This window comes from Gallibacterium salpingitidis, assembly GCF_030517105.1.
In the GTDB taxonomy this organism is placed as follows: domain Bacteria; phylum Pseudomonadota; class Gammaproteobacteria; order Enterobacterales; family Pasteurellaceae; genus Gallibacterium; species Gallibacterium salpingitidis.
On sequence record NZ_CP103875.1, the window covers coordinates 1,123,626 to 1,141,656 of the forward strand.

17 protein-coding genes are annotated in these 18,031 nt (G+C 36.8%); 5 read left to right on the plus strand and 12 right to left on the minus strand.

Annotated features, from left to right (window positions below):
• Positions 1–82 precede the first annotated feature (82 nt).
• The gene (locus tag NYR30_RS05390) at positions 83–1,660 is read right to left on the minus strand and encodes a DUF2813 domain-containing protein (RefSeq protein WP_066112789.1); all 1,578 of its coding nucleotides are present in this window, start codon (positions 1,658–1,660) and stop codon (positions 83–85) included.
• Between the two features lie 150 nt (positions 1,661–1,810).
• Between NYR30_RS05390 and NYR30_RS05395 the strand changes: the two genes are divergently transcribed.
• Positions 1,811–2,722 carry a LysO family transporter gene (locus NYR30_RS05395; protein ID WP_066112790.1) on the plus strand — a complete coding sequence of 304 codons (912 nt, stop codon included), beginning with the start codon at positions 1,811–1,813 and terminating at the stop codon, positions 2,720–2,722.
• A 44-nt stretch (positions 2,723–2,766) separates the two neighbouring features.
• Here NYR30_RS05395 and NYR30_RS05400 read toward each other — a convergent pair whose 3' ends face one another.
• Entirely contained in the window at positions 2,767–3,801 is a 1,035-nt protein-coding gene (locus NYR30_RS05400) for an AI-2E family transporter (RefSeq protein WP_066112791.1), read from the minus strand.
• 71 nt (positions 3,802–3,872) lie between these two features.
• Here NYR30_RS05400 and folX point away from each other — a divergent pair, with 71 nt between their 5' ends.
• Entirely contained in the window at positions 3,873–4,241 is a 369-nt protein-coding gene (folX, locus tag NYR30_RS05405; RefSeq protein WP_066108571.1) for a dihydroneopterin triphosphate 2'-epimerase, read from the plus strand.
• Between the two features lie 73 nt (positions 4,242–4,314).
• Here the strand turns inward: folX and NYR30_RS05410 are convergent, their stop codons facing one another.
• From NYR30_RS05410 to NYR30_RS05430, 5 genes are all read right to left on the minus strand, one after another.
• Complete coding sequence (locus tag NYR30_RS05410) at positions 4,315–4,737, minus strand: universal stress protein (protein ID WP_197495427.1); 423 nt, start codon at positions 4,735–4,737, stop codon at positions 4,315–4,317.
• 7 nt (positions 4,738–4,744) lie between these two features.
• Positions 4,745–7,396, minus strand: a complete 2,652-nt coding sequence (locus NYR30_RS05415) for a TRAP transporter permease (protein ID WP_066421326.1) — start codon at positions 7,394–7,396, stop codon at positions 4,745–4,747.
• Between the two features lie 85 nt (positions 7,397–7,481).
• Positions 7,482–8,441: a TAXI family TRAP transporter solute-binding subunit gene (locus NYR30_RS05420; protein ID WP_066108564.1), complete on the minus strand. Its 960-nt coding sequence runs from the start codon at positions 8,439–8,441 to the stop codon at positions 7,482–7,484.
• A gap of 171 nt (positions 8,442–8,612) precedes the next feature.
• The gene (gene truC / locus NYR30_RS05425) at positions 8,613–9,344 is read right to left on the minus strand and encodes a tRNA pseudouridine(65) synthase TruC (protein WP_066112794.1); all 732 of its coding nucleotides are present in this window, start codon (positions 9,342–9,344) and stop codon (positions 8,613–8,615) included.
• The gene (locus NYR30_RS05430; RefSeq protein ID WP_066112795.1) at positions 9,337–9,657 is read right to left on the minus strand and encodes a YqcC family protein; all 321 of its coding nucleotides are present in this window, start codon (positions 9,655–9,657) and stop codon (positions 9,337–9,339) included. The genes truC and NYR30_RS05430 overlap by 8 nt, the downstream gene beginning before the upstream one ends.
• A gap of 87 nt (positions 9,658–9,744) precedes the next feature.
• Here NYR30_RS05430 and NYR30_RS05435 point away from each other — a divergent pair, with 87 nt between their 5' ends.
• From NYR30_RS05435 to ppnN, 3 genes are read left to right on the plus strand one after another with little or no spacing between them, the layout of a single operon-like run.
• Positions 9,745–10,536, plus strand: a complete 792-nt coding sequence (locus NYR30_RS05435) for a Zn-ribbon-containing protein (RefSeq protein WP_066112796.1) — start codon at positions 9,745–9,747, stop codon at positions 10,534–10,536.
• 25 nt (positions 10,537–10,561) lie between these two features.
• Positions 10,562–11,410, plus strand: coding sequence for an NADPH-dependent 7-cyano-7-deazaguanine reductase QueF (queF, locus tag NYR30_RS05440; RefSeq protein WP_066108553.1), 849 nt, complete (start codon positions 10,562–10,564; stop codon positions 11,408–11,410).
• Between the two features lie 14 nt (positions 11,411–11,424).
• Positions 11,425–12,795 carry a nucleotide 5'-monophosphate nucleosidase PpnN gene (ppnN, locus tag NYR30_RS05445; RefSeq protein WP_066112797.1) on the plus strand — a complete coding sequence of 457 codons (1,371 nt, stop codon included), beginning with the start codon at positions 11,425–11,427 and terminating at the stop codon, positions 12,793–12,795.
• Positions 12,796–12,844: 49 nt separating this feature from the next.
• Here ppnN and NYR30_RS05450 read toward each other — a convergent pair whose 3' ends face one another.
• The 5 genes from NYR30_RS05450 to NYR30_RS05470 form a co-directional block, all read right to left on the minus strand.
• The gene (locus NYR30_RS05450) at positions 12,845–13,318 is read right to left on the minus strand and encodes a C40 family peptidase (RefSeq protein WP_066112829.1); all 474 of its coding nucleotides are present in this window, start codon (positions 13,316–13,318) and stop codon (positions 12,845–12,847) included.
• A gap of 99 nt (positions 13,319–13,417) precedes the next feature.
• Complete coding sequence (locus tag NYR30_RS05455) at positions 13,418–13,714, minus strand: integration host factor subunit alpha (RefSeq protein ID WP_066104330.1); 297 nt, start codon at positions 13,712–13,714, stop codon at positions 13,418–13,420.
• A 3-nt stretch (positions 13,715–13,717) separates the two neighbouring features.
• Entirely contained in the window at positions 13,718–16,105 is a 2,388-nt protein-coding gene (pheT, locus tag NYR30_RS05460; RefSeq protein WP_066112798.1) for a phenylalanine--tRNA ligase subunit beta, read from the minus strand.
• A gap of 21 nt (positions 16,106–16,126) precedes the next feature.
• Positions 16,127–17,110: a phenylalanine--tRNA ligase subunit alpha gene (gene pheS, locus NYR30_RS05465; RefSeq protein ID WP_302502235.1), complete on the minus strand. Its 984-nt coding sequence runs from the start codon at positions 17,108–17,110 to the stop codon at positions 16,127–16,129.
• A gap of 241 nt (positions 17,111–17,351) precedes the next feature.
• Entirely contained in the window at positions 17,352–18,029 is a 678-nt protein-coding gene (locus tag NYR30_RS05470) for a TIGR01621 family pseudouridine synthase (protein WP_066112799.1), read from the minus strand.
• Positions 18,030–18,031 lie beyond the last annotated feature (2 nt).

Consider the following 18,031-nt stretch of genomic DNA (forward strand, 5'->3'; position numbering starts at 1 on the left):
ATAAAAAAGAAAAGCTATCACAGGCTTTTCCTTTTAATTCTAGCAAAACTCAGCAAATTTTCTTGGAAAATTTTTAATTTTTTTATATGCCCTGCTCTTTTGCAATTAGCAACATTTTGGAAAATAAACGGCGGAATAATAGTGGGATTAATTGGTTATCGCTCTGTTTTACTGCTTTAACGATCGCTAATGCTAAATCTGGTTTTGACGTGTTTTGAATGGCACGTTGAATAATCTGGGCTTTGGAATAATTGTGTTTTTCTGGTAAACGTGCCAAATGCTTAAACACAAATTCAAAGCCATTATCATAAAAATAGTGTTCAATATCCCGTTTTGGCAATGCAGTAATTTTATCTAAAGCATGTTCATTCTCACGCAATAATTCAGTGGCCACTGCTACATACTTTCTACCCGCTTCATCACCATCGGTTAATAGATGCCAAGCAATTCCCATCAAGTTGGCGTATTTAATTAAAGGTTTGATGCCACATTGTGCAAATTCAACAATGCGAATACCTTCATTTTCTAAATTGATATCTAAAACTTTAGCCAGCTCATTTAAAATCCAAACTTCTGTTTCTCCCTCAACGAAAATCCATGCTCGTGAAAAGAGGACTAAACTACGATTATAGTGAATATGAAAAGTTAAACGGCGTAAATCCACTTTACCTAAATCATGACGATCTAATTGATAAGATTGAATACGATCTTCACCACGCACTAAACGACAAATCGAATGCAGAGGCACATTGGATAATAATTCCACTGAATTGGTGGTGATCAAACGTTGTAATGGAATATAGCTTAATAAATCCCACATAATCGCCATTAAACGAGGATGTAAACGGGATTCAGGGTCTTCAAACAATAAAATTGGATTACTGACTTGCGAAAATAAGGTTTTGTCATCTGGCAAAAAATGTTTCACTAAATAGACAAAAAAGTAGCGTCTTAATTTTTCATCACCTACCCGTAATTGTTCTGCCAACTTTTTCGCTTGTTGCCATAATAGACTAGTATCGCCAATCGCTGTTTGCCTATTACGTTCCAAAATAAAGTAATAACGTAAGAGCGTCATTACTGCAGTAAAGAGTTCGATAATTTCTGGCGTTAAATTCTTACTAAAATGAATAGGTTGTAATTCTATTGGTTGCTTTACTAAACGAGCATCACGAAAGCGATAGACGGTATGACGTTGAATGAGACGGCTGACTAATTTTGTCTGTTGAGCTTCTTCTAACGCAATAACATTGCCTTGCTCATCAATAAAATTATAGGTGGTACAAATTTCTCCTGATACGGTTTGTTCAGCAAAAACGCGCAAATAAATACGATCAAAACCATCTTCATGTTTTACTTTGATAGGATGCAAAAAATGTTGAGTGGGAAATTGTAATTCTCCGAGTTCTGATTCACTAAATGTAAATAGCAAATTAATTGAGGAAACTTTTTTTATTTCCCCTTCTTGCATAGAGTAAAAAAAATCATCAGCTTGAAATTGATAAGGCTCGGCTTCTTTATTAAAAATTAAACTTAATAAGTCGAGTAAACTCGATTTACCCCAAGCATTTTCACCAATCAGTACCATATTAGAACGTAATTGAAAGGATAAACGGTGAATACCACGAAAGCCGACAACCTCAATTTGTTTCAAATACATAATTCTGATCCTTTTTTTGCGTTATCTCGTCATCATCTTAGCACACTAAGACTACTTAGTTACGCTTGTTATCTTTTTTTATTTGACATTCCCTATCAAGAACCGATAAATTGACGCCTTTCAATTATTTTTTATTATAGTTATCACTTTATGCTAGAAAGTTTAGCCATTGTATTAGTGCCTTTATTTTTAGGCTATTTAATTAAAAGTAACAACGTCACATTTATACATTGGATCAATAAAAGTATTATGGTGTTGTTGTTTCTAATTTTATTTGTAATGGGCTGTTCTTTAGGACAGTTAGATAACCTAACAACAACTTTGCCAGATATTGCATTTAAAGCGGTAGTCTTCAGCTGTATTATTCATGGCTTAAATATTCTTAGTTTAGGTTTATATGATAAGCATTATCCTGCTCCAACATTAAAATCTGCTAAAAATATGCCATCTCGCGTCAAAATGATTCTTGATTCAGCCAAAATGTGCAGCATGGTGGCTGTGGGTTTTGTCTTTGGACTTTTGACCAAAAGTTATTTTCTTATTCCTCATGGCTCCAGTACTTATGTGCTGATTGTTTTAATCTTTTTGGTGGGAATTCAATTGCGCAATAGCGGAATTAACTTACGCAAAGTCTTTTTTAATAAACGTGGCATCATTATTTCCGTTATTTTTACCGTAAGTTCATTATTAGGCGGTATCGTATCGGCACTTTGTTTACAAATTCCACTTAGCCAAGGTTTAGCCATCTCTTCTGGTATGGGGTGGTACTCTTTATCAAGTGTGTTATTAAATGATGCATGGGGGCCAATCTGGGGTAGTATTGCATTCTTTAATGATCTTTCGCGTGAAATTGCTAGCCTCTTTTTAATTCCGCTATTTATGCATCACTATCGTGCCACTGCTGTAGGATTAGCTGGTGCAACTGCATTAGATTGCACCTTGCCGATTATTCAGCGTTCAGGCGGGATTGAAACTGTACCATTAGCATTAAGTTTTGGCTTTATTATTAATTTATTAGTGCCAGTTCTATTAGTGTTTTTTAGCAGTATTCCACTAAGTTAAAAATGTAAGGTCGCTTTTTTAAGCGACCTATCATTGAACAATGATTACTCTCCTAACAAATAAGCATATTTTTTCGTCTTTTCGCTAGATTCCAATGCTATTTTTACTGCCATAGTTAATGGAACAGACAGTAACATTCCGACCGAACCTAATAACCAACCCCAGAAAATTAATGAGATAAAGACGACTAAAGTAGATAGTCCTAATGTTCTACCCATCATACGTGGCTCAATAATATTTCCCATTACCATATTGATCACTAAAAACGCGATAGCAACAAATAGACTATCACTATAACCATTTAAGATCATCGCTTGAATAATGACTGGAATTGCTGCCAATACCGAACCAATATTAGGAATATAATTTAATAAAAAGGCGACCGTACCCCACAGTACCGCATATTGGACATCTAATATTACTAACGCTGCCCACACTAAAATCCCCGTTACTAAACTAACAAAGGTTTTAATCGCAAGGTAACTAATTACACTACTTAATACTCGTTGAATATTTTCTAACTCTTTTTGTTCCTGTTTATTGGCGAATAGTACGGTCAATTTCTGTTTCATACTTTGTGCCTCAAACAGCATAAACACAACGATTAATAGCAATACAAAACCATTGGTAATAACACCTGAAATTCCCGCTAATAAGCGGCGAATTAATCCCATAATAATATTAGGATCAAGATTTTCTTCGACTAAATTTTTAGGAATGAAACGATAGAGATCGAACCGATCCATAATGGCAGCTAATCCTGCAATACGTTGCGCCAATAATTGTTTATATAGTGGAATAGAAGCGGAAAATTCATTAATTGCATTTCCAACTAATCCAGCAAATGATGTTAATGTAATTACAATTAACCCTAATAAAGCGATAACAGCTAGCCATAAAGGCACTTTTAATCTCACTAAAAAATTGATTAGCGGCGTACAAATAATGGCTAAAAAAAGCGCCAATAAAAACGGCACTACAATCTCTACCGCAGATTTAATACCCGCCAAAATAATCACTAAACAAGCCATCATAATCAGAACATTTTTTATATTCTGCTTGCCTGCACTGTTTTCCATAATATTTCCTATTCAATCTCGTTTTTAAACTAGGCTATAATAGCAAAAAAGCTATCTGATAAGGAGTTGTTATGCCAATTATTAATTCAGCAATCATTACCATTAGCGATTTACGTTTACGTACTTTTATTGGAATTAAAGAAGAAGAAATTAATAACAAGCAAGATGTCGTTTTACAAATTCAACTTGGCTATAACTGTGAGAAAGCTAGTCTTAGTGATAATGTTGATGATGCACTCAATTATCGTACTATCACTAAAAAAGTCATCCAATACGTAGAAACACACGAATTTGCACTGTTGGAAAGAATGGTACGTGAAGTATTAGAAATTGTTGCTGAACCAGAAGCTGTGGAATGGGCTGAAGTAGAAATCGCAAAACCGTTTGCATTACGTTATGCTGATTCAGTGTCATTACGTTTACGCTATGAGCGAGAATAAAAATTTATTTTTAACTTTTAATAAAGCCCAAAAGATAATCCCCTGTTAATACAGGGGATTATGCTATTTAAAGTTAACGCAAAATCAAAATAGGCTTTTCACTAAAACGAGCCACTTTCACCGTATTAGAGCTTAAACCCGGTTTGCCAGGTTTAGTTGCCATCATAATAATTAAATCTACATTTTTCTCTTGCGCTAAAGTATTAATTTCCTCATACACTGTACCATGCGCAACAATATGCTGCACTTTACGGTCTTTCGGAAAGTTTTCTTCAGTAAATTCATGCAGACGTTTATTAGCTTCAGCCAATACATCTTTATCGAAATTACGTGGTAATAAAGAGGAAACGAAGCTGTTTTCCAATGGCGGAATAATACTCACCACGCGTAATACCGCATCTGGATTACCTTCTGTCATTGCTAAAGCAGTACGAACTGCTTTTTTAGCTCCTTCTAAATAACTTAAATCAACTGCAATTAGAATTTTATTAAACAATTGCATATTATTTCTCCTCTTTTGCTTTACGACGACGTTGATTCCATGCTAATCCACCTAAAATGATTAATGCAGGAATAAACATCCACTCTTTATTTAATGCGCCTTTCACTGGAACTGAAACATCTAAAATTACCTGATCCCAATTCAGATTCGCTTTCGCTGCTGGTGAATCAATTTCTACATTATCAATAATAATCTTATTGATTTGTTCGCCATCAACTTCAATTTTTTCACCAGTTGCTAATAAGGTTAAGCCCATTTTTTGCAAACGTTCTTCGCCAGTTTCGCCTGCTGGTACTTTAAGTTCTGCATAGAACTCAATTGGTTTACCATAAGGATTGATACCAGAAACTTTCAACATAACAGGCTCACCTACTGGTGAGTGCGCCACTTGCTCAACTAAATGATCTGGTTGGATATGACGTTGACTTGGTGAAACATATTCCATAAAGAAACCAGGTCTAAATAGCATAAAGGCGACTAGTAACAAGACAATTGTTTCCCACCATTTATTCTTAGTCATAAACCAACCCATCGTTGCTGCGGTAAAGGAGAACATTGCTATCACCGCAACAAAGAAAATTAGTACTGCGTGGAAGAAATCCACATTAAGCAATAATAAGTCGGTATTAAAAATAAAGAGAAAAGGCAACAATGCGGTACGCATACTATAGAAGAATGCGACCATACCTGTTTTAATTGGATTACCGCCAGACACCGCTGCTGCTGCAAAAGAAGCTAAACCTACTGGTGGCGTAACATCCGCCATAATACCGAAATAGAAAACGAATAAGTGTACGGCAATTAATGGCACGATTAATCCATTTTGACGGCCGACTTCAACAATTACGCCAGCCATTAATGATGATACCACAATATAGTTTGCGGTAGTCGGCAAGCCCATACCAAGAATTAAGCTGAACATTGCTACTAAAATTAACATTAACAAGATATTGCCCATAGAGAACAACTCAATAATGCTAGAAAGTTGTACTCCAAATCCTGTTAATGCAACGACACCAACAATGATACCCGCTGTTGCAGTAGCAATACCGATACCAATCATATTGCGTGCACCAGTTTCTAAACCGTTAATTAATTCTTGCAAACCTTGTTTAAGGTGTTCCGCATAGCCACCTTGTTTACGGAAGTAAGCTAATAATGGACGTTGTGTTAATAGGATTACTGTTAATGCGATAGTTCCCCAGAATGCTGATAGACCAGGAGATAAACGTTCTACCATTAAACACCAAATTAAAATTACCACTGGTAACAAGAAGTGAAGCCCAGCATTTACCGTTGGTTTAGCCTTCGGTAACACTACTACTTCTTGGTTTGGGTCATCCACTTCAAGATCCGGGAAAGTAGAAACGCGATACAGTAAAAGCACATAAATAATGGCTAATAATATGCAAACAATAGTAAAAGCAAAATCTGGTGTTACGACTTTTAACCAACCTAAACCAAAATCAACAGCAAAATAAAGTAAACAAATAATGATAAAGGTCGAAAGCGTACGTAACACTGTCACAACCCAAGGTCTTGCAACATCTTGGCGTGGTAAGCCTTGTAAATTCAACTTACAAGCTTCCAAATGCACAATATAGACTAACGCAATATAAGAGATAACCGCTGGTAAGAAAGCATGAGTAATCAATTCGTTATATGGCATATTGATATACTCAATCATCAAGAATGCTGCAGCCCCCATAACAGGCGGCATAATTTGTCCATTTACAGATGAAGCAACTTCAACCGCACCAGCTTTCTCAGCAGAGAAACCGACACGTTTCATCATTGGAATGGTGAAAGTACCAGTGGTAACCACGTTTGCGATAGAGGAACCTGAAATTAAACCGGTTAATCCAGATGCAACCACAGCAGCTTTAGCTGGACCTCCACGTAAATGTCCTAAATAAGCAAATGCTGTTTTAATAAAGTAGTTACCTGCCCCAGCTTTATCTAATAAAGCACCAAATAACACGAATAAGAAGACATATTTTGTTGATACACCTAACGCAACCCCAAAGACGCCTTCAGTTGTTACCCATTGTTGATTGATAATATGAGATAACGTTCCTGTTCTATGGCTCACTAGCCAGTTACTTGGGAAAAATTGCCCATAATAGTTATAGAGTAAGAAAACAATCGCAATCACCACTAAAGGCAAACCTAGGCTACGTCTGGTACCTTCGAGTAGCAATAGAATGCCAATAATACCAACAATAATATCTTGTGTATTTGGTGCACCAAAGCGAGTTACCAATTCGTTATAGAAAATTATCGGATATAAACAAAGTACAGCCCCCACAACTGCAAAAATCCAGTCAATCACTGGAATATGTTGTTTCGGGGAACGTTTAAATGCCGGATAAGATAAATACGCTAAGAAAATAGCAAACGCGAGGTGAATAGAACGTGCTTTCGTATCATCTACCACCACATTAATGCCCCAACCTAAACTTTTGATTGTTTCTTGTAACCAAAATGGAAAAGGTGAAGCGTAATAAATTTGAAACAATGACCAAGCAATTGCAGTCCAAATAATAATATATTTAGAGATACCATAAGGATTTCGACCACCGCTATCATTTGAGGCGACCATATCCTGAAGATCGTCAAGATCAACAGTATTTTGTTTTGTCACTGAGGTCATATCTTCTCTCTCCTAAAATCAAAATCCAAAAAACCGAAAAAAGGCAGGGAGACCTGCCTTAAGTATTTTTTATTGTTAAATAAAATTACATCCAGCCACGTTCTTTATAGTAACGAACAGCGCCTTCATGTAATGGTGCGGATAACGCATTTTTAATCATTTCTGATTCTTTTAAGTTAGCAAACGCAGGGTGTAAACGTTTGAAGCGATCAAAGTTATCAAACACTGCTTTAACTACTTGGTAAACTACATCTGGAGATACATCAGTTGAAGAAACTAAAGTTGCATAAACCCCGAAAGTATCAACTGGTTGATCAGAGCCTTTATAAAGTCCGCCTGGAATTACTGCTTTTGCGTAATATGGATTATCTGCAACTAATTTATCAATCGCTGGACCAGTTACTGGCACTAAATGTGCATCACAAGATGCTGCTGCTTCTTTTAACGCACCATTTGGGTGACCTACGTTATAAGTAATCGCATCTAAGTTGTTATCACACATTACTGAAGCCATTTCAGCTGGTTTTAATTCTGAAGCTACTTTAAATACTGAATCATCCCAACCTTTTGCTTTTAAGATAACGTTCATTGTTGCGCGAGTACCTGAACCTGGGTCACCAACATTAACACGTTTACCTTTTAAGTCATCAAAAGATTTAATACCAGAATCATCACGTGCCATTACGGTAAATGGTTCTGGGTGAATTGAGAACACAGCTCTCAATTTATCATTTTTCTTACCTTCAAAAGAGCTAGTACCATGGTAAGCATGATATTGCCAATCTGATTGAGCGATACCCATATCTAATTGTTTATTCGCAATACCGTTTAAATTTGCTACTGAAGCTCCTGTTGATGGTGCATTACATTTTAAACCTGTTTTTGCTGTATCACGATTCACTAATTGGCAAATTGATTGACCAACTACATAGTAAACACCTGTTTGACCACCGGTACCGATAGTAACAAATTTATCCTCTGCCATTACTGATGCTGAGGTAAGCATCAAGCTGGTTACCATACCTAATTTAAATAATTTTTTCATTGTAGTTCCTCTTTAATAAAGGTGAGATATTATGTCTGCAAAATCAAGTTAAGCACCTGACGCACCAATTAGATATACAAGACAACAATATAATTTGCAATAATCAACAGTAACTTTTTCTAAAAAGTTGAATAATTGTCACAAAAAAACAATGTTTTTTTAGCAAAATCGTTATGGTTTTGCATAAAAAATATCCTTTATTTTCAGGAAGTTTTGATCTAAAGATGCAGAAATTTCTAATTTTTGTTGGCTAACTGGATGAAATAGGCTCAATTTTTCAGAATGTAATAACAAGCGATCTACTGAAAAATAATCAGCAAATGCACGATTTTGATGTAAATCGCCATATTGCGTATCACCAATAATCGGGTGAAAAATATGTTTTAAGTGGCGTCGCAACTGATGTTTTCTACCTGTATGCGGAATTAATCTTACCAAACTGTAACGAGCTGTTTGATGCTTCCCTACTGCAAAAGGTAATTCCATTGTTGCTAAACTTTGATAATCAGAAATAGCGGTTTGTGCCTCTTTTTCCTGAGTTGCAAATTTATCAGCAATTTTATCCAGCTTGGGTTTTAATGGATAATCAATACGATCACAACCTCGCAAATAACCGCGAACCACTGCTAGATAACATTTTTCAACTTGCTTATTCTCAAATTGCAGGCACATTTGCTTAGCAATTTCGCTATTTAATGCAAATAACAGTACACCCGAAGTAGGGCGATCTAAACGATGAATAGGAAACACATGCTGCCCGATTTGATCGCGCAACGTTTGCATTACAAATTGGGTTTCATGTTTATCAAGCCAACTCCGATGTACTAACATTCCCGCAGGTTTATTGACGGCAACTAAAAATTCATCTTGATACAAAATTTCTAATGATGGTTGATTACTCATTAGTCAATAACACCTCAATTTTTTGCACAGGAATCAATAACATTGGTAAATGAGGATGATCTTTTAACGCTTCTTCCAAATAAGGTGAAATAGCAATGGCATTTGGTAATTCTGCTTCTGCTTCAATCAACGCCATCATTTTCGGGATAAAAATCCATTGCAGCCATTCGGTTGGTTCCATAGTATCTAAGGCAAAAGGTTGTTCGCTGGCAAACGCAGACTCTGGTGGCGCTTGATATTGCCATAATTGATGTTGTTGCATTATTTGTTCTAATTCTTTCAAATAATCCACTAATAAATCATTTTTTTGCATAACAGACCTCATTTTATCAATTAAATATTTAGATTCTTGCTAGAAAAGCATAGTATATGCTCTTTGTCGTTTTGATAGGAGCATTTAATGTTTTTAACCAAAGTCACTTTTCTTACCGAGAAGCAACAACGTTATGATATTAATCAAGCTCTACGTTATTGTAATCAATTAATTGATGCATGGCGTTATAATGGGCAAATTATTGGGCGCGAAATTCCTGTCAGTTACCAATTTTCAGACGATGATTTATTATGCTTTGAAATTCATGTTAACTGCCCAGAACAAACCTCTTTACAACCGGAATATAATAGCGATTTTGTCCAACAAGCGTTTGCTAATTTAGACAACATAGGTGTCCGTTTAGATCACTATGAAATATCGGCAATCGATCTTAATTCTGATGAAAATTTGTCTGATATTAGTGCAGCCAATGAATTGGTGCTCTATACCAACTATCTAAAAAGTAGTTCACCAGTTTGTTCGTTAGATACATTAGCACCTATACCGTTATATCATTTATGTCATCAGCATGCTCAATTAGGTATGCGCTGTATTAAATGGGAAGAAAATTGGCAAGCTTGTGACCAATTGCAAATGAATGGCGATATTTTAGAACAGGCTGCAGTACAACAAATTAGCGAATACAACAGCTTATTATTTAAACAAGGCTATGCGCTACGCCAACAATTAGAACATTATTTACAAAAACCAGTTTATTATTATCTATATCGGATCGGTGGCGAAAATTATCAACAAGAACAAGCACGTTGCTGTCCTGGTTGTGGTAGAAAATGGTTATTAGAACAACCTATTAATATTTTTAATTTCAAATGTGACCATTGCCGCCTTGTTTCCAATATTGCATGGGAATTGCAATAATTGTTTAATTAAAAAGGATATTTATATGACAACTTATGCTGATGCTTCTCTTTCTGCCTTAACTTTAGGTAAAAAGACAGCTTATGCCGAACATTATCAACCAACACTCTTACAAGCAGTTCCTCGTCACCTAAATCGTCAACAATTAGGTATTACTGAACAACAACCTTTTTCACAAGGTGCCGATATTTGGACACTGTATGAATTATCTTGGCTTAATCATAAAGGTGTGCCACAAGTGGCAATTGCTGACGTTTATCTTGATTTTCGCAGTGAGAATCTAATTGAATCGAAAAGTTTTAAACTTTATCTCAATAGTTTTAATCAAACGCGTTTCGCTACCGTTGAAGAAGTACAACAAACCATCCAAAAGGATTTAACTCAATGTGCAAAGGGTGAAGTACAAGTTGTATTACATTCTTTAGATGAGTATCAACAACAGCCTATCGCTCATTTTGCTGGTATCTGCATCGATCAACAGGATATTGAAATTGATAATTACCAATTTAACCCTGAGTTATTAACCAATTGTGCTGATCAACAAAGCGAAGTGATTGAACAAACTTTGGTCAGTCATCTACTAAAATCAAACTGTTTAATTACACAACAACCTGATTGGGGCAGCGTTCAAATCCATTATGTCGGTAAGCCAATTGATCAAGAAAAATTGTTACGTTATTTAATCTCTTTTCGGCAACATAACGAATTTCATGAACAATGTGTCGAACGTATTTACTGTGATTTAATGCGTTTTGCTCAACCAGAAAAATTAACCGTATATGCACGTTATACTCGACGTGGCGGCCTAGACATCAATCCGTTTCGTTCAAATTTTGAGACATTACCTGCTAATTTACGTCTAGCTCGCCAATAAACTAGGAGGAATTGATGAGCGTTTATTATATTAATCCACGAGGAAGTATGGATCAGCTTTCTCATTTAGAAGTTGCCCGCTTAAAACAAGGTGCGGAGGGCGATCTTTATCCACTATATCGTAACTGCTCTCTTGCAGTGCTTAACTCTGGTGCGGTGACGGATAATAGCCGCGAATTACTTGGCCAATATCCTGATTTTGCCATTAATTTATGCGCACGTGAACGTGGTATTGCCTTAGAACTACATAATCCACCGCCTAGTGCTTTTGTTGATGATAAGATTATCCGCAATATCCAATATCATTTATTTGCGGTGTTACGTGATATTATTTTTGCACAAATTAACCAAGAGCGTTTTCGTGGATCTTATCTTCCGCAAGCTAAACCAAGTGAACGTATTACCAACCAAGTTTTCTCGATCTTGAGAAATGCTAAAGCCTTACCGATTGGGGAAGATCCTAATTTAGTCGTTTGTTGGGGCGGACACTCCATCAATGAAGTTGAATACAGTTACTGTCGTGCAGTTGGTTTAGAATTAGGTTATCGTGAATTAAATGTGGTTACAGGCTGTGGCCCAGGTGTTATGGAAGCGCCAATGAAAGGTGCAGCGATTGGCCACGCAAATCAACGTTTCAAAAGCAGTCGTTTTATTGGTATTACCGAACCATCAATTATTGCTTCTGAACCGCCTAACCCGATTGTGAATGAATTGATTATTATGCCTGATATTGAAAAACGTTTAGAGGCATTTACGCGGTTAGGACACGTATTTTTAATTTTTCCAGGCGGCCCTGGTACATTCGAGGAGTTTTTGTTCTTACTTGGGATTAAATTACATCCAGAAAATCAAGCACAAGAAATTCCATTAATTTTGACTGGACCAGCAGCTTGTGCTGATTATTTCAATGCGATTGATCGCTTTGTTGAAAAAGTATTAGGTGAAAAAGCGCGTCAGCAATATGAAATTATTATTGATGATCCGGTGCTAGTCGCACGTAAAGCAAAACAAGCTATGGAACTGATCAAGCAACAACGTTATCAACGTGGTGATTCTTATAGCTTTAACTGGGCAGTTAAAATTGATCCCGTTTTACAAGCGCCTTTTGAGCCAACACATCAAGCAATGGCTGCATTAGATTTACATCTCAATCAACCTTTGATGGATTTGGTATCTAATTTACGTCGTGCCTTTTCGGGTATCGTCGCTGGTAATATTAAGCCTGATACAATTGATGAAGTGGAAAAACATGGAGTCTTTAAATTACATGGCGATCCAATGGTATTAGAGCAAATGGAAATTCTGTTGAAATCTTTTGTTGCACAGCATCGGATGAAATTACCAAGTGCTGAGGCGTATGTGCCTTGTTATGAAATTGTGCGTTAATATTTTAATAAGAGTGTGTAAATTACACACTCTTCTATATCAAATCCAGTTATAAACGCCGTACCTGCCAGAAAGCCTTACTCCAATAAGGATTATCCAAAGAGGAATAAATGACACCGCCTGATGTAGAAGCATGTAAGAATTGATTATTTTTTACATAAATTCCTACATGATAGCCATTAGGACCTCTACCGGTCTTAAAGAACACCAAATCGCCTGTCTGAATATCATCTAGTGGTACTTTTATACCAACTTGTGATTGTGCTGTCGTTGTTCTCGGTAATTGAATAGAAAAACGATCCGCAAAAGTACGCATCACAAAACCAGAACAATCAACACCACTGCGTGTATTGCCACCAATACGGTATGGTGTACGATACCACTCATGTTGTTGTTCGCTCAATTGTGCCATAGTATAAATTGGATCTGGCATTCGACTGTGATAAGAACGGTGTTGATAGCTTGAGCAAGCAGCTAAACCTACCGCAACACTAATTACCACACTAGTTTTTATTGCAGATATCACTTTTACTAACACATCGTTTCTCCACGTTTTATCACTAAAATCATGTTGAAAAGAAAAAAGTATTCCCCTCACTAGGGAAATACTTTTCTTTATGAATTAGCCTTTTGGTTTCGATTTCTCAACACGCGCCCGCAATTTTTGTCCAGCTTTAAACACGACAACACGACGTGCGGTAATAGGTACATACTCCCCTGTTTTTGGGTTTCTGCCTGGACGAGGGGTTTTATCGCGTAATTCAAAATTACCAAATCCAGAGAGTTTTACATCTTCACCAGCTTCTAAAGCAAGACGAATTTCTTCAAAAAATGACTCGACCAATGCTTTCGCATCATTTTTATTGAGGTCAAATTTATCAATTAAATTTTCAGCGAGTTCTACTTTTGTTAATGTCATAGATTAATCTCTCAAATAAGCATTTAACTTCTCTTTCAATGCAGACAACACGGCATTCACCACTGCTGAAATTTCCTCATCACTTAATGTTTTTTCTTTATCTTGCAACACTAAGCTGATTGCCAAACTTTTTGTTCCTTCTGCAACACCTGGGCCTTGATAAACATCAAATAAATTAATTTGTGTTAATTGTGCACCTGCAGCTTCACGACAAACGGCTAATACATCATCTGCTGCGATATTGTCAGCAACGATAATAGCGAGATCGCGACGATTTGCTGGGAAACGAGAAATTTCTTTGGCTTGAATTACATCTTTATGTGCAATCCGATTCCATAATACTTCAAACACAACAACTTTACCATTTAAATCAAGACGTTGCGCTACACGAGGGTGGATTGTACCAATGAAACCAATTTCTTCGCCATCAAGCATAATGGCTGCAGATTGTCCCGGATGTAATGCCGGATACGATTTTGCAACAAATTTAATATTTTTTCCAGCATTAGTCAGATCAAAAATACTCTCCAAATCACCTTTTAAATCAAAGAAATCAACGCTTTCTGATTTAATTGCCCAATGCTCTGCATGGCGAGTTCCTGTGATCACACCACCAAGAACAAATTCTTGACTCACGCCACTTTCCGCAGCACTATCTGGAATAAAGCGCAATCCAGCTTCAAATAGGCGAATACGAGATTGTTGACGATTTTGGTTATAAGCTACAGCACCAAGTAATCCACTTAGTAAAGAAACACGCATTGCTGACATTTCAACAGAGATTGGATTTGGTAGCACCAATGCTTCTTGTTGTGGATGCAACAATTGTTGTACTTTTGGATCGACAAAGCTATAAGTAATTGCTTCCTGATAATCATGTTCAACCAATGCTGTTTTAATACGGCTTAATGCAACATCTGCTTCTTTATGCTCACGCATCATTAAATGTGCTAATGGTGCATTATTTGGAATGGTGTTGTAACCATAAATACGTGCAACTTCTTCGATTAAGTCTTCTTCAATTTCAATATCGAAACGCCAGCTAGTTGGAATAACTGTCCACACATCATTAGCAAAACTAACTTGGAAACCTAAACGTTGGAAAATATCTGTTACAGTTTCAGTTGGAATAACGTGCCCTAATAGACTATCCAATTTTTCACGACGTAAAGTAACTGGTTTTAATTGCGGTAAATGTTTTTCATCTGCTACTTCACAAATTTCACCGACTTCACCACCACAAATTTCCACTAATAATGCTGTCGCACGTTCCATTGCATAACGTTGTAATTGGAAATCAACACCACGCTCAAAACGGTGTGAAGCATCAGTATGTAAACCATATTGTCTTGCACGACCAGTAATCGCTAATGGTGCAAAAAATGCTGATTCTAAAATTACATCTTTAGTATTTTCATTAACTCCGCTTGCTTCACCGCCAAAAATACCCGCCATCGCTAGTGGGCCATTTTGGTCAGCAATTAATAAAGTGTTTTCTTTTAATTCTGCAGTTGAACCATCTAATAATACTAAGGTTTCTCCAGCTTTAGCCATTCTAACTTGCACAGGTTGTGCGACTTTAGCTGCATCAAAAGCGTGCATTGGTTGGCCTAATTCCAACAAAATATAGTTGGTAATATCAACAACAGGATCGATAGAACGAATGCCACAACGGCGTAATTTTTCTTGCATCCAAATTGGGGTTGCCGCTTTCACATTGACATTTTTCACAACACGTAATAAATAACGTGGGCAAGCTTCAGGTGCTTGTAATTCAATCGCTACTTTATCGCTAATTGTGGTTGTTACTGGTGAAAATTGTAGTTCATTCAATTCAGCTCTATTGACTACTGCCACTTCACGAGCTACACCACGAATACTTAAACAATCAGCACGATTTGGCGTTAAACTAATTTCAATTGCTTGATCATTAAGATTGAAATATTCACGAATATCCATTCCTACTGGTGCATCTGCCGGTAATTCAATAATGCCAGAGCCATCAGCTGAAATTGCTAATTCAGCATAAGAACACAACATTCCTTCTGACGGTTGACCACGTAATTTTGCTTTCTTAATTTTGAAATCACCCGGTAATACCGCACCGACTTTTGCACAAGCTACTTTTAACCCTTTACGGCAATTTGGCGCACCGCAAACAATATCTAATAATTCACCTGTACCAACATCCACTTTGGTAACACGCAATTTATCGGCATCTGGGTGTTGCGCACACTCGACAACTTCACCAACCACTACATTACTAAATTCGCCTGCAACCGCTTCGACACCATCGACTTCTAAACCAAGCATAGTAATTTGGTCACATAATTGTTCAGTAGTAATTGCAGGGTTAACCCATTCTCTTAGCCATGATTCATTAAATTTCATTTAAATTCTCTCCCCTGCAAATTAGTTAAATTGTTTTAAGAAACGAAGATCATTTTCAAAGAATGCACGTAAATCTGTCACGTTGTAACGAAGCATTGTTAAACGTTCTACACCCATTCCTACCGCAAAACCAGAATATTCATTTGGATCAATACCAACATTGCGCAATACATTCGGATGCACCATACCGCAACCTAATACTTCTAGCCATTTACCATTTTTACGCATCACATCCACTTCTGCTGATGGTTCAGTAAATGGGAAATATGATGGACGGAAACGTACTTGTAGATCTTCTTCAAAGAAATTACGTAAGAAATCGTGTAATAAACCTTTTAATTCGGTGAAATTTGCTTTTTTATCTACAAATAATAATTCGATTTGATGGAACATTGGGGTGTGAGTTTGATCGTAATCGTTACGATAAACACGTCCCGGCGCAATAATACGAATTGGCGGACGTTGTTTTTCCATAGTACGAATTTGTACGCCAGATGTTTGAGTACGTAATAAACGCTCTGCATCAAACCAGAAGGTATCGTGATCAGCTCGTGCTGGGTGGTGCGCTGGAATATTTAACGCATCAAAATTATAGTGATCGGTCTCAATTTCCGGTCCAGTTTCCACTGCAAAGCCTAATTCAGAGAAAAATTTCACTACACGTTCAATGGTTAAGGTTACTGGATGTAATCCACCATTTTCCAATTTGCGTCCTGGTAAGCTCACATCAATACGTTCTTTAGCTAATTTCGCATTGAGTTCTGCTTCTTCTAATCCCGCTTTTCGTGCATTTAATGCTGATTGTGCTGCTTGTTTAGCTTCATTAATTTTAGCACCCATAGCTGGACGTTCGTCTGCTGGCACATCGCGTAAACCTTGCATTAATAAAGTGTAAGGTCCTTTTTTACCGAAGTACTCAACACGAATGGCTTCTAACGCTTTGCCATCTTGAGCTGCTGCAATTGCCGCTAAGGCTTCAGCTGTGATCTGTTCTAGGTTTTGCATACCTTTCCTCTATGTTTCTGATATTTGATAAAACGTTTAAAAATGGTCATAAAAAAAGCCTCCATAATTAGGGAGGCTTGTCAGTTTAATTTTGGCAAGAATTTTTAGTTAAACCAATCGCCTCTTAGAAACTAAGAGTTAAAAAATCGAAAACTAAAAAACAACTTGCTCATATTTAAACTGGTTCAAATTTGGTTAAAAGTGCTGTAATGATAATACTAACCGCTTCAAAAATCACGCTTTATTCTCGCATTTCTGCAATTTCTTGTACAAGCACCGAAGCAATTTGCTCTTTTACTGAATCATCACTGAAATGCCCCTCTTTTGGTGCAGATACACACTGAAAAAAACGGCCTCGAAAAGTAAAAGCTAATACCGCAGCGTGCAAATAACAACGATCAACCCTTTCTGTTTTATCGCCATATAATGGGTCACCCAAAATTGGACTACCTAGGCTTTTCATTGCCACTCGTAATTGATGTGTTTTACCAGTTTGTGGTTTTAATACAAATAGGCGCAATTTACTTTCACAACTAACAGAATAAAAACGTGTAATTGCCGGTTGTGTTTGTGTAGGCGTTAATTTCCACATACCACGACGTGTCCGCACCATATCACCACGAATTAACCCTTGCTTTTTCTTTGGTTTTTCTCGTGCTAATGCTAAATAGATTTTTTGAATTTGATGTTCAGCAAATAATGTTGATAACTCCGCTGCCGCTTCTCGATTTAAAGCTAATAACAGTAATCCTGAAGTACTTTTATCCAGTCGGTGTACCAACCAAACCTGCGATACTTGTAATTGCTTTGTAACTAATGTTGTTAAGCCAATCTCAGCATCATCTTTATGAACACTCACGCCTTGTGGTTTATCGATAATGACAAAATCTTCTGTCTGATAAAGAATAGAAAAATTCATCA

Bases quoted from the DNA above. Each gene is read 5' to 3' on its own strand.
- NYR30_RS05390 (WP_066112789.1), bottom strand. From the start codon at position 1,660: ATGTATTTGAAACAAATTGAGGTTGTCGGCTTTCGTGGTATTCACCGT.
- NYR30_RS05395 (WP_066112790.1), top strand. From the start codon at position 1,811: ATGCTAGAAAGTTTAGCCATTGTATTAGTGCCTTTATTTTTAGGCTAT.
- NYR30_RS05400 (WP_066112791.1), bottom strand. From the start codon at position 3,801: ATGGAAAACAGTGCAGGCAAGCAGAATATAAAAAATGTTCTGATTATG.
- folX (WP_066108571.1), top strand. From the start codon at position 3,873: ATGCCAATTATTAATTCAGCAATCATTACCATTAGCGATTTACGTTTA.
- NYR30_RS05415 (WP_066421326.1), bottom strand. From the start codon at position 7,396: ATGACCTCAGTGACAAAACAAAATACTGTTGATCTTGACGATCTTCAG.
- NYR30_RS05420 (WP_066108564.1), bottom strand. From the start codon at position 8,441: ATGAAAAAATTATTTAAATTAGGTATGGTAACCAGCTTGATGCTTACC.
- truC (WP_066112794.1), bottom strand. From the start codon at position 9,344: ATGAGTAATCAACCATCATTAGAAATTTTGTATCAAGATGAATTTTTA.
- NYR30_RS05430 (WP_066112795.1), bottom strand. From the start codon at position 9,657: ATGCAAAAAAATGATTTATTAGTGGATTATTTGAAAGAATTAGAACAA.
- NYR30_RS05435 (WP_066112796.1), top strand. From the start codon at position 9,745: ATGTTTTTAACCAAAGTCACTTTTCTTACCGAGAAGCAACAACGTTAT.
- queF (WP_066108553.1), top strand. From the start codon at position 10,562: ATGACAACTTATGCTGATGCTTCTCTTTCTGCCTTAACTTTAGGTAAA.
- ppnN (WP_066112797.1), top strand. From the start codon at position 11,425: ATGAGCGTTTATTATATTAATCCACGAGGAAGTATGGATCAGCTTTCT.
- NYR30_RS05455 (WP_066104330.1), bottom strand. From the start codon at position 13,714: ATGACATTAACAAAAGTAGAACTCGCTGAAAATTTAATTGATAAATTT.
- pheT (WP_066112798.1), bottom strand. From the start codon at position 16,105: ATGAAATTTAATGAATCATGGCTAAGAGAATGGGTTAACCCTGCAATT.
- pheS (WP_302502235.1), bottom strand. From the start codon at position 17,110: ATGCAAAACCTAGAACAGATCACAGCTGAAGCCTTAGCGGCAATTGCA.
- NYR30_RS05470 (WP_066112799.1), bottom strand. From the start codon at position 18,029: ATGAATTTTTCTATTCTTTATCAGACAGAAGATTTTGTCATTATCGAT.